The sequence below is a fragment of the Butyrivibrio sp. FCS014 genome (genome assembly GCF_000526935.1).
GTDB lineage: Bacteria > Bacillota > Clostridia > Lachnospirales > Lachnospiraceae > Butyrivibrio.
In genome coordinates this window covers 407,589-419,519 of record NZ_JAHA01000003.1, presented here as the reverse complement: position 1 = coordinate 419,519, position 11,931 = coordinate 407,589, and the positions used below count along the sequence as shown (strand labels likewise).

The following is an 11,931-nucleotide window of genomic DNA, read 5'->3' as shown; positions in this document are numbered from 1 at the left end:
CCCCTTCATAATTTTAGGAGAGATCCCGAAAGCCCCGGGACCTCTCCTACTTATTCTACTATTATTATAAAGATATTAAAGGTCTTTTCTTACAACTCTGACACGGATAACACCGTCAACCTTGGAAAGCTTCTTGACGATGGCATCTGTGACGCCGTCCTCGATGTCGATAAGAGTGTAAGCATAATCGCCCTTTGACTTATTGGTCATATCTGAGATGTTATGGCCTGCATCACCCAGAACGGATGTGAACTGGGAGATCATGTTTGCTACATTCTTATGGAAAATAGCAACCCTGGGTCTTGTGCAGATACTCATGTCGCAGTTGGGGAAATTCACTGAGTTATTGATGTTTCCGTTCTCAAGATAGTCCTTGAGCTCAAGAACAGCCTTTACTGCGCAGTTGTCCTCTGACTCCTCTGTTGAAGCGCCAAGGTGAGGGATAACGATACATCCGTCATGTCCGGCTACAACAGGATTCGGGAAATCGGTAACATACTTTCTGATCTTGCCTGAATTGATACCTGCAAGAACATCAGCTTCATTGCAGAGAATATCCCTTGCAAGGTTGATGAGGATAACACCCTTCTTCATCTTGGCGATGGCATCCTTGTTGATCATTCCCTTGGTTGAATCCAGAGCAGGAACATGGACTGTGATAATATCGCACTTTGAATAGATGTCATCAACATTTGTAACGTGCTTAACATCGGAAGAAAGTCTCCATGCAGCATCAATTGAAAGGTAAGGATCGTATCCATATACTTCCATACCAAGCTGCCTTGCAGCATTTGCCACTCTTACGCCGATGGCGCCAAGTCCGATGATACCAAGCTTCTTGCCGAAGATCTCGGTTCCGGCAAATTTCTTCTTGGATTTCTCAGTGAGCTTTGCAATCTCGGGATCGCCTGCATTGGCCTTAACCCACTCTGTTCCTCCGATGATGTCACGGGATGCGATGAGCATTGCAGCCAGTACCATCTCTTTAACGCCGTTGGCATTGGCACCGGGAGTATTGAATACAACGATTCCTTCCTGAGCACATCTGTCCAGAGGGATATTGTTTACACCGGCACCGGCTCTTGCGATGGCAAGAAGGTTCTCGGAGAACTCCATCTCAAGCATATTGGCACTTCTTACAAGGATTCCTTCAGCGTCATCAACATTGTCTACAGCCTGAAAGTTGCCGTTGAAATTGTTGAGACCGATCTTTGCAATGGGATTTAAGCACTTATATTTGAACATTTATCAATTCTCCTTTTCAAACTTGTCCATGAACTCAACCAGTTTCTTAACGCCCTCGATAGGCATTGCGTTGTAGATACTTGCTCTCATGCCGCCCACGGTTCTGTGGCCCTTAAGGCTTACGAAGCCGGCCTTGGTAGCCTCAGCTATGAACTTGGCATTGAGTTCCTCGGAATCTGTAACAAAAGGAACATTCATAAGAGAGCGGTCCTGTGGTCTTACAGTTCCCTTGAACATCTTGCTCTGGTCAAGATAATCGTAAAGGATCGCAGCCTTCTCTTCATTTCTCTTCTTCATCTCCGTGAGGCCGCCCTGGGCTTTAAGCCACTTGAAAACAAGGCCGCACATATAGATGCTCCAGCAGTTGGGAGTGTTGTATAAAGAGCCGTTGTCTGCCTGGGTCTTCCACTTGAGCATTGTAGGTGTGTAGGAAGGAACATCATCTGTAATGAGGTCTTCTCTGATGATGCTGATAACAAGACCTGCAGGTCCTACGTTCTTCTGAACTCCGCCGTAGATAACGCCGTACTTGGTAACATCTACAGGCTCTGAAAGGAAGCAGGAAGAAACATCAGATACAAGGATCTTTCCCTTGGTGTTGGGAAGAGTCTTGAACTTGGTTCCGTAGATGGTGTTGTTCTCGCAGATATATACATAGTCAAGATCATCGGCTATATCAAGATCAGAACAATCGGGAATATATGAGAAGGTCTTGTCAGCACTTGATGCAAGCTCAACGGCCTCGCCGTATTTCTGAGCTTCCTGATATGCCTTCTTGGCCCACTGGCCTGTGATGATATATCCGGCCTTTTTATTCTTCATAAGATTGAGAGGCACAGCTGCGAACTGCTGGCTTGCGCCGCCCTGTAAAAAGAGGACCTTGTAATTGTCAGGAATATTCATAAGATCTCTGATATCCTGCTCTGCAGTCTGGATAACGCTGTCGAAGGTCTTGGATCTGTGGCTCATCTCGTTGATAGACATACCGCAGCCATTGTAATCCAGCATTTCTGCTGCAGCCTGTTTCAAAACTTCCTCAGGAAGCACTGCGGGTCCGGCTGAAAAATTATAAACTCGTGACACTTACTTTTCCTCCTAGAACATTTAAATTTTTGAATTTTGAATTATAAATTCTATTCTATTCGTATAATTATTTTTGTCAATAACGTGATTCCATAATCTATGTTATTTAATATTTTTTGATGCATTTTAAGCAAAATAAAATCCGGCACGAGGCCGGATTAAATTATTAGTAAGCTCAGTATTTATCAGTAATACATAATAACAGGAGTGCCAACTTCGGCCACTTCCCAAAGCTTTGAAACCGAATCAATAGGACAATTTATACACCCATGAGATCCATCTGATTTGTAAATTTCTTCACCGAATTTTTTCCTCCAGTTGGCATCATGAATGCCAACTCCTTTTTCAACTCCTAGCCAATAATTTACATAAGAAACGTAATCAACTCCATGTAAATAGGTGTGATATCTTTTATTATAAACATTATAAACACCTGCAGGAGTTCCTCTTCCCCTGTTAATATTTCCTGTTACAACAGGCATATCCATGGATAATTTTCCATCCACATAGTAGTAAAGCATCTGATTTTTCATGTCAACTTCTATGAAAGTACTGCCAAGTTTCTCCGATGCATCCACGGTAAGAACCCCGTCAATCACAGGGAAAGATTTTGTTCCCTTAAGGCCTGTACCCGAAGAGATCAGTGCATTCTTAACGTTTTCAAACTCGCCGTCAACGTCATAGATCTTGCCGTTTCCCTTCTTGCCGGTAGTAAGTATGACTTCATTTGAAAGGCCATTCTTGAAACGTTTCATCATCCATTCGGTGTCATGACCCTCTGCCGCATCAGACAGAAAGTCATATATTCGCTTCTCGGAAATAATTGGATTTCCTTCTGCATCAGTAAGGATATCAGCTACAGTATATATACTGTCCGCATCGGGAAGCTCAGTTTCTTTTCCTCCGACTATAAACATACCGGAGCCGCCGCCTGCCTTCACCTCTTCTTCGGAAGCCTTTGCATAATCTCCGAGAGTAAGAATGAAACCGCTGGCAACAGCGCGGCTAAGCCTTACCGTTTCTCCGGCAAAATCATAGGTAACGTCAAAGTCCTGTAGTTTATCAAGTTTCTCATACAATGAAACCCTCTCCTGCTCCGAAGCGGTAAGAGTTGTCTCAACATAGCATTCCTCAAATTCTCCAAGATCCACAACCTCATCGCCTTGCATCATGGATCTGTAGACCCTGTCTGATATACGATCTTCAACAGGCGTTAGCATATGAGCATTTTCAAGAATAAATCCCTCTCCGGTCTGCATCTTAACACTGCATTTGGCATCGGAAGGAACCGAAAATATCTCCCAGTTGGATATGATCCCGGACAGTTTGCTCTTGTCCATCGTAACCTGAGGCTTGTAGTTATAGGAAAGATTTTCAAAGACATAAAGCCCCCAGGCAAAGGGACTTCTGTTGTAGAATACCTGATTCAGGGCATCGGTATAATCCACTGAATAGTCAACATCCGAAGCGCTCACAAAGAGCCTTGCTTCTCCCCTGTCAAGAACAGCGATTCCCTGATAGGGATCCTTTGCAATAAGCTCCTCGTTTACTTCGCTTACACTTTTCCCTGTGCAGTATACGCCGTTAATCCAGGTAAAACAGGGAAAGCCTCCCCGGTAATAAAAACCAAGGAGGCAATATATAATCGCCAGGATTGCTATGGTGGCAAGAAAGCCAATGGATATTCCACGCAATACTTTTTTCATTCCCCAACAACTCCGTTTAATTACTTATTTTTTGCAGCAAGATCCGAAGCATCAAAAGCCTCGCTTATGGAAGCTCCGGGAGATACCATAGGAAATACCTTGTCATCTTCTTCAATGATGCAGTCTATAAGTACAGGTCCCTTGGCTGCAAGAGCCTTTTTAAGGGCAGGAACCACTTCCGACTTTTTGGTGACTTTGATAGCCATGCATCCAAGGCCTTCTGCAACCTTGCAGTAATCAACCTTGTCCTCGAATACTGTCTGTGAATAATGCTGCTGATAGAAAAGAGTCTGCCACTGTCTTACCATTCCGAGAACATGATTGTTGATAACGATCTCAATGATAGGGAGATTGTATCTTGAAGCTGTTGCCAGCTCATTCATGTTCATACGGAAGCACCCGTCTCCGGCAACGTTAACGCATACCTTGTCGGGATTACCAACTTTGGCTCCTATGCAGGCTCCAAGTCCGTAGCCCATTGTACCAAGACCTCCCGATGTAAGGAAGGTTCTTGGATTCTTGAACTTATAATACTGGGCAGCCCACATCTGGTGCTGACCTACATCAGTGGTAATTATGGCATCGCTGTCTGTGAGCTTATCCAGCTCCTCAATGATATAAGGGCAGGTAAGCTTCTTGGTCTCGTAGCTAAGCGGGAATTTCTTCTTGTAATCAAAAATCTTCTTAAGCCATTCTGAATGATCCTGCTTCTCCAGTCTTTCGTTGAGAACTGAAAGAACCTGCTTAAGATCACCAACAATGGCATGGTTGGTCCTGATGTTCTTGTTGATCTCTGCAGCATCGATATCGATCTGGAGAATCTTGGCCTTTGAAGCAAAGGTTCTGGCATTTCCGGTTACTCTGTCGGAGAATCTTGCTCCAAGTGTGATAAGAAGGTCACACTCGCTGACTCCGAAGTTAGAGGTCTTGGTTCCGTGCATACCGATCATGCCTGTATAAAGCTTGTCGGAAGCATCAAATGCGCCTTTGCCCATAAGAGTATCGCAGACAGGGGCATCAATGGTTTTTGCAAACTTTCTAAGCTCCTTTGAAGCTCCGGAAATAACCGCACCGCCTCCCACATAGATATAAGGTCTCTTTGATGCCTTTATAAGCTTAAGCGCCTGCTTGATATCCTCTTCAGTGTACTTCCTTGCAGGCTCCTCCTCTGTGATCTGTACAGGTCTGTAATCGCATGAATTAGCCGTAACATCCTTAGTAATATCCACCAGTACAGGGCCGGGACGACCGGTTCTGGCTATCTTGAAGGCCTTTCTGATGGTATCCGCAAGAACCTTTACATCCTTAACAATGTATCCATGCTTTGTAATGGGCATTGTGATGCCTGCGATATCTACCTCCTGGAATGTGTCTTTTCCCAAAAGAGGAAGATTTACATTGCAGGTGATGGCTACCATGGGAACGGAATCCATGTAGGCTGTAGCAATTCCGGTTACAAGGTTGGTGGAACCGGGACCGCTGGTGGCAAAGCAAACGCCGACCTTGCCGGTGGATCTTGCATAGCCGTCAGCCGCATGGGCAGCGCCCTGCTCATGGGATGTAAGAATGTGCAGGAAGTTGTCCTGCTGTTTGTAGAGCTCGTCATAGATATTCAGAATTGTTCCTCCCGGATATCCGAATATGGTATCAACGCCCTGTTCCTTAAGGCATTCAAGTACGATCTGTGATCCTGTAAGCTGCATAATATTCACTCCTCATTCAACAATACTTTTTTCAATGATAGATCAGGCTCTGGGGATCTCGAGAATAGCTCCTCTGTTTCCGCTGGTTACAAGCTCTCTGTATCTTGAAAGGTAGCCTGTTGTAACTCTTGGCTCTCTGGGCTGCCACTTTTCTCTTCTCTTTGCCAGCTCTTCATCGGAAACCTTAACGTTAAGAGCATTGTTAGGGATATCAATGCTGATGATGTCGCCCTCTTCAACAAGAGCGATAGGTCCTCCGACAGCTGCCTCAGGAGATACATGGCCTATGGACGCTCCGCGGCTTGCTCCGGAGAATCTTCCGTCTGTAATAAGTGCAACTGAGGATCCAAGGCCTCTTCCGGCAATTGCTGATGTAGGATTGAGCATCTCTCTCATTCCGGGGCCGCCCTTAGGTCCTTCATATCTGATAACAACAACGTCGCCCTCAACAATCTTGCCGCCAAGGATTGCTTCGATGGCATCCTCTTCGCAGTCGAATACTCTTGCGGGGCCTTCATGAACCATCATCTCGGGAACAACGGCGCTCTTCTTTACGATTCCGGTGTCAGGAGCAAGATTGCCCTTAAGAACAGCGATTCCGCCTGACTGCATGTAAGGATTGTCGATAGGTCTGATAACTTCAGGATTTCTGTTAACCACGCCCTCAAGGTTCTCCCTGATGGTCTTGCCTGTTGCCGTGATAAGGTCGGTATTTATAAGGTTCTTTTTAACAAGTTCGCTCATAACTGCAAGAACACCGCCTGCCTCGTTGAGGTCTTCCATGTAGGTAGGACCTGCAGGTGCAAGGTGACACAGATTAGGGGTCCTTGAGGATACTTCATTGGCAATTTCCATATCAAGTTCTACACCGGCTTCATGGGCAATTGCAGGAAGATGAAGCATTGTATTTGTTGAGCATCCAAGGGCCATATCCATAGCCATGGCATTCATGAATGCCTCTTTTGTCATGATATCTCTGGGACGGATGTTCTTCTCGATCAGCCTCATTACCGCATAACCGGCCTGCTTTGCAAGTCTGATACGTGCAGAATAAACTGCAGGGATTGTGCCGTTTCCGGGAAGTCCCATTCCGATTGCCTCTGTAAGGCAGTTCATGGAATTGGCAGTATACATACCTGAGCAGGATCCGCAGGTAGGGCAGGCCTTCTCTTCAAACTCGCACAGTTTCTGCTCTGTCATCTTGCCGGCAGATACGCTTCCTACAGCCTCGAACATTGAAGAAAGAGAAGTCTTGTGTCCGTCAATTCTTCCGGCCATCATGGGACCGCCCGAAACAAATACTGTAGGGATGTTCACTCTGGCAGCTGCCATCAAAAGTCCGGGAACATTCTTGTCACAGTTGGGAATACATACCATTCCGTCAAAAGCGTGAGCAGTTGCAAGACACTCAGTGCTGTCCGCAATAAGATCTCTTGTAACCAGAGAGTATTTCATTCCGATATGGCCCATGGCGATACCGTCGCAAACCGCAATTGCCGGTACAACTACAGGCATTCCGCCTGCCTCGGCAACGGCCAGCTTGACAGCTTCTGTGATCTTATCAAGATTCATGTGTCCGGGAACGATCTCATTGTATGAGCTCACAATACCGATAAGCGGTTTGTTCCTCTCCTCCTCGGTAAAACCAAGAGCGTTAAACAAACTTCTGTGGGGAGCCTGCTGAAGCCCCTTAAAAACTCTGTCACTATTCATAGCCATATCCTCTCTCCTTTATTTTACATATAGTATAAAATTCTCATTTTCGTAAATCGGGTGCATGCGGTCCAGGTAGTCCCAATCTATGCTGTCATAATCCGCATAGAACTTCCAGGTATTATCACCACTTCGACCAGGTTCAAGCATATCTTTATCTATTATAACGCAATCCGCGTCCTGCACATCAGTTTTTTGACAGTCTATATCCCATCCGAATTTAAGAAGATAGCGCTGGTCGCAGTCTAAAGCCGCAACATTGTTCCTCTTACCAACATTGGCAATATATAAGGTATTAAAAAGATCATTCTCTCTTTCACCAAGTTGTCTGCTGAAGTCATCACTAAGCGCTCTATAGCCGAAGAATACAAGACATATAAGTATCGGAGCATAGATCCCTATTCCCGAGAACCACCTGTCATCCTTATATACAGTCTCATTCTCTCTGTGGGCTGTTTTGACACCCATCTTATCAGGCTCCAGCTTTCTTCTGTTATAAATCCTTATGCCCATATTAACCAGCATTTCAATAAATGTGGCAAAAGAAACAGTGAAAACAAATCCGCTGTATCCAAAAACCTTAAGATACGGGAGCTTGTTTGTCAGGATAAGCATGATCGGGGTGATAAGCAAATTCGAGATCATAACAAGATTTATAATGGTCCTGCTGTAAGCAAAGTGTCTTATGCACTCAACAACAGCCGCTATAAAGCTTCCTATAGCCACCACAAAAACCATGACTCCGAGGCCCGGGAATATATAGTCGCAAAGTCCAAACAGCCAGCCAATGAACATCTTATCAAACATGGCAGGATCAATGCTTCTTACATAGGGATGGTCACGCATGAACCTGAATCCCGTAAGGATAGATGTCACCGGAGCCCTCACAAGAACCGTCCCCCTGCCAAGGCCAAAGTATGGTGAATACTCATTTTCCATGAGCATACCCGAGCCTTCGCTCAGCCATATAAGCCCATATAAAAGAAGTGTTATAAATGCCGGCGGGATCAGGCCTTTCAGAAACTTTACATACTTCTTAAGATAAATGTTATTGGCCTGCTCGCTATACACTTTTCTGTTTCTGTATGCATTGACCAGTAAATAAACAGATACGGCGATGCACATGGGGAGTATCCAGTAAAAGCTTCCCGGCACTGTATACATTCCCAAGGCAAAACTAAAGCACAGCAACAGATAGTACACAGGCTTTGTCTCTTCAACGCTGCAAATATATCCCATGATATATACAGATAACAGAAAGCATGTTGTAGCCAGCGTATATCCCCTTCCCTGTACACTGTACTCATTGATAACCTGCATGGATGCATACAGAAGCGTTGCTCCGAAGGGAATCCAGTGGGAATAGTATCTTCTGCAGATCCTGTTAACCAGAATGAGATTCGAGATTGCGCATATATATGAGACTCCTCGAAGCCCTATGAAAGGATTACCGCAAAGGTCAACAATTGAAGACAGCAGTGAATATCCCACATGGTTATTGGATGAAGGCCAGGACAGCGCCGCATGGAGCGGCCCCCTGCTTATAAAATGATAGTAGGTATAAAGTTCATCGTACTGCGGAGTTATGGCAAACATTCTCCACAGATAGTAGATGGACATTCCTATGATAAAAAGAACCGTGGCCATCATCTCAGGTTCGTGAGGCAAAAGGTCATATATTCTTTTTTCGGTTTTATAGGCTAAGGATTCGTTCAACCAGTAAGTCTCCCATTTCGCTGCATCCAACCTTCTTAAACTCGCTCTCTTTGGCATTTCCCATAAGATCGGTGGTGCGATATCCTTCTTCAAGAACTTTTCTTACGGCATTCTCGATGGAGTCTGCCTCTTTATCAAGATTAAATGTATATCTGAGCATCATAGCAGCTGAAAGAACTGTTGCTATGGGATTTGCAATATTCTTGCCGGCAATATCCGGAGCACTTCCGTGGCTTGGCTCATAGAGGCCAAAGCTTGAATCGTTAAGTGAAGCACTGGGAAGCATTCCTATGGAACCTGTGATCATGCTTGCTTCATCGGAAAGAATATCTCCGAACATGTTCTCCGTAAGGACAACATCAAACTGAGCGGGGTCTCTTACCAGCTGCATTGCACAGTTATCAACCAGCATATGCTCAAGCTTAACATCGGGATAATCCTTTGCAACCTCCTCAACAACTTTTCTCCAGAGTCTTGAGGAATCAAGAACATTGGCCTTATCTACACTTATAACACTCTTTCTGCGCTTTCTTGCAACTTCAAAAGCCTTGATGGCGATTCTTCTGATCTCGCTTTCTTTATATACAAGAGTATCTGTAGCTGTGAGCTCTCCGTTCACCTCTTTGGTGTAACGCTCGCCAAAATAAAGGCCGCCTGTCAGCTCTCTCATTATCATCATATCAAAGCCTCTTGCCGCAGCTTCTTCCTTAAGAGGACAAGCCTCCTTAAGCTGAGGATAAAGATACGCCGGGCGAAGATTTGCAAAAAGTCCAAGAGCCTTACGAATACCTAAAAGTCCTGCCTCAGGTCTTTTGGATGGCTCAAGTTTATACCAGGGGGATGTGGAAGTATTTCCACCGATTGAACCCATGAGTACCGCATCTGCAGCCTTTGCCGCATCAATGGTCTCCTGAGTAAGAGGAACGCCGTAGGCATCAATGGAGCATCCGCCCATAAGAACGTCCTTGAAGATCATCTCGTGTCCGTAAACTTCGGCCACCTTGTTAAGTACCTTTTTGGCCTCCGCAACAATCTCGGGGCCGATGCCGTCACCGGGAATACATGTGATGTTCAGCTTCATAACTCATACTCCTCCTATTTGAAAAATAAGCCCGACCGGAGACCCGATCAGGCTTAAGTATAGACATGACAATTATTACTTCTTCTTGGAATCAGAAGTATCATTCGCTGTTGCAACCGCGTCTTCAGGCTTTTCAACCTCAACGATGGCTTCCTTTACCATAGGGATACGGCAGTTCTTGTTATTGCCGAACTCTACGATAACCATGTCGTCATTGATGTCGATAACAGTACCGATGAAACCACCGGTTGTCCTAACGCTGTCGCCTACAGCCAGAGCAGCAAGTGTCTGTGCCTTCTGCTTCTGCTCCTTCCTCTGCGGACGCATGAAAAGAAAATAAAAAACTCCGATTACAGCTGCGTAAACAACAATCATCGAAACGATGCTTGTGGTATTTGCTTGTGCTTCAGTTAAAAGTAAACCCATAACTTCCTCCCATAAAATAATTTAATACACCCATCAATAATACTAAAAAGCCGCTTTAAATTCAAGTACGGCTTATCCTTTTCTCCAGTTTCTTGCAATATCGTATCTTGCGCCTTCCTGCTCGCCGTCAAATTCCATCATTCCCTCTATCATTGACTTTTTGTAGGAGGCAAAAGAGCCGTTATCAATCGCATCTCTTATCTCTTCCATCATATGATTGTAGAAATATAGATTATGGAGAACGCAAAGCCTCATTCCCAGCATCTCTCCGGCCTTCAGAAGATGTCTTATATAGGCCTTTGAATAGCGTCTGCAGGCAGGACAGCCGCATCCCTCTTCTATTGGAGTATTGTCATATTCGTATCTTGCATTGAGGATATTGATATGACCGCGCTTGGTATAAAGGTGTCCGTGCCTTCCGTTTCTGCTTGGATATACGCAGTCAAAAAAGTCTACGCCTCTGTCCACAGCTTCAAGAATATTTGCAGGAGTTCCGACGCCCATAAGATAAGTGGGCTTATTCTGAGGAAGGTAAGGAACCACGGTATCAAGGACATGGTACATCTCTTCGTGAGTCTCACCAACTGCAAGTCCTCCGACTGCGTATCCGTCAAGGTCAAGCTCGCTGATCCTCTTGGCGTGCTCTATCCTGATGTCATCAAAGATTGCGCCCTGGTTTATTCCAAAAAGCATCTGATGAGGATTCACCGTATAAGGCAGGCTGTTGAGTCTGTCCATCTCGCTTTTGCAGCGGATGAGCCATCTTGTGGTCCTGTCTACGGACTTCTGAACATATTCCTTCTCTGCTCTTGCTGAAGGGCACTCGTCAAAAGCCATGGCTATGGTGGATCCAAGGTGAGACTGAATCCGCATGCTCTCCTCAGGTCCCATGAAAAGCTTGTGGCCGTCAATATGTGAGTGGAAATAAACTCCCTCTTCCTTTATCCTTCTTGTCTTAGCAAGAGAAAAGACCTGAAATCCGCCTGAATCTGTAAGAATGGGCTTCTTGCAGGACATAAATTCATGCAGTCCCCCCATCCTGTAGATCACATCGTCTCCGGGTCTTAAATGCAAATGATAAGTATTGGACAGGACAACCTGAGTACCGATCTCCTCAAGATCCTGTGTGGAAACGCCGCCCTTTATTGCTGCAACCGTAGCAACATTCATAAAAACAGGAGTCTGGATGACACCGTGCACGGTCTCAAACTCAGCTCTTTTGGCATTTCCTTCTGTCTTTAAAATCTTGTACATATAA

9 protein-coding genes are annotated in these 11,931 nt (G+C 45.1%); all 9 read right to left on the bottom strand.

The window, feature by feature from the left end; all coding sequences use genetic code 11:
- Positions 1 to 75: 75 nt before the first annotated feature.
- The 9 genes from T456_RS0102075 to tgt all read right to left on the bottom strand — a co-directional run bounded on the left by T456_RS0102075 (position 76) and on the right by tgt (position 11,927).
- Positions 76 to 1,245, bottom strand: coding sequence for a phosphoglycerate dehydrogenase (locus T456_RS0102075; RefSeq protein WP_024864697.1), 1,170 nt, complete (start codon positions 1,243 to 1,245; stop codon positions 76 to 78).
- A gap of 3 nt (positions 1,246 to 1,248) precedes the next feature.
- A complete protein-coding gene (serC, locus tag T456_RS0102070) occupies positions 1,249 to 2,328 on the bottom strand; it encodes a 3-phosphoserine/phosphohydroxythreonine transaminase (protein WP_024864696.1) in 1,080 nt (359 codons plus the stop codon).
- 185 nt (positions 2,329 to 2,513) lie between these two features.
- The gene (locus T456_RS0102065; RefSeq protein ID WP_024864695.1) at positions 2,514 to 4,034 is read right to left on the bottom strand and encodes a L,D-transpeptidase; all 1,521 of its coding nucleotides are present in this window, start codon (positions 4,032 to 4,034) and stop codon (positions 2,514 to 2,516) included.
- A gap of 20 nt (positions 4,035 to 4,054) precedes the next feature.
- Complete coding sequence (gene ilvB / locus T456_RS0102060) at positions 4,055 to 5,737, bottom strand: biosynthetic-type acetolactate synthase large subunit (protein ID WP_024864694.1); 1,683 nt, start codon at positions 5,735 to 5,737, stop codon at positions 4,055 to 4,057.
- 42 nt (positions 5,738 to 5,779) lie between these two features.
- Positions 5,780 to 7,450 carry a dihydroxy-acid dehydratase gene (gene ilvD / locus T456_RS0102055; RefSeq protein ID WP_024864693.1) on the bottom strand — a complete coding sequence of 557 codons (1,671 nt, stop codon included), beginning with the start codon at positions 7,448 to 7,450 and terminating at the stop codon, positions 5,780 to 5,782.
- Between the two features lie 18 nt (positions 7,451 to 7,468).
- Complete coding sequence (locus T456_RS0102050) at positions 7,469 to 9,166, bottom strand: glycosyltransferase family 39 protein (protein ID WP_024864692.1); 1,698 nt, start codon at positions 9,164 to 9,166, stop codon at positions 7,469 to 7,471.
- Positions 9,144 to 10,247: a 3-isopropylmalate dehydrogenase gene (gene leuB / locus T456_RS0102045; protein WP_024864691.1), complete on the bottom strand. Its 1,104-nt coding sequence runs from the start codon at positions 10,245 to 10,247 to the stop codon at positions 9,144 to 9,146. The genes T456_RS0102050 and leuB overlap by 23 nt, the downstream gene beginning before the upstream one ends.
- Before the next feature lie 75 nt (positions 10,248 to 10,322).
- Positions 10,323 to 10,673 carry a preprotein translocase subunit YajC gene (yajC, locus tag T456_RS0102040; RefSeq protein WP_024864690.1) on the bottom strand — a complete coding sequence of 117 codons (351 nt, stop codon included), beginning with the start codon at positions 10,671 to 10,673 and terminating at the stop codon, positions 10,323 to 10,325.
- A 72-nt stretch (positions 10,674 to 10,745) separates the two neighbouring features.
- Positions 10,746 to 11,927, bottom strand: coding sequence for a tRNA guanosine(34) transglycosylase Tgt (gene tgt / locus T456_RS0102035; RefSeq protein WP_024864689.1), 1,182 nt, complete (start codon positions 11,925 to 11,927; stop codon positions 10,746 to 10,748).
- Positions 11,928 to 11,931 lie beyond the last annotated feature (4 nt).

Excerpts from the sequence above, each read along its gene's own strand:
- ilvD (WP_024864693.1), bottom strand. The coding sequence starts at position 7,450 with ATGAATAGTGACAGAGTTTTTAAGGGGCTTCAGCAGGCTCCCCACAGA.
- T456_RS0102075 (WP_024864697.1), bottom strand. The coding sequence starts at position 1,245 with ATGTTCAAATATAAGTGCTTAAATCCCATTGCAAAGATCGGTCTCAAC.
- yajC (WP_024864690.1), bottom strand. The coding sequence starts at position 10,673 with ATGGGTTTACTTTTAACTGAAGCACAAGCAAATACCACAAGCATCGTT.
- leuB (WP_024864691.1), bottom strand. The coding sequence starts at position 10,247 with ATGAAGCTGAACATCACATGTATTCCCGGTGACGGCATCGGCCCCGAG.
- tgt (WP_024864689.1), bottom strand. The coding sequence starts at position 11,927 with ATGTACAAGATTTTAAAGACAGAAGGAAATGCCAAAAGAGCTGAGTTT.
- ilvB (WP_024864694.1), bottom strand. The coding sequence starts at position 5,737 with ATGCAGCTTACAGGATCACAGATCGTACTTGAATGCCTTAAGGAACAG.
- T456_RS0102065 (WP_024864695.1), bottom strand. The coding sequence starts at position 4,034 with ATGAAAAAAGTATTGCGTGGAATATCCATTGGCTTTCTTGCCACCATA.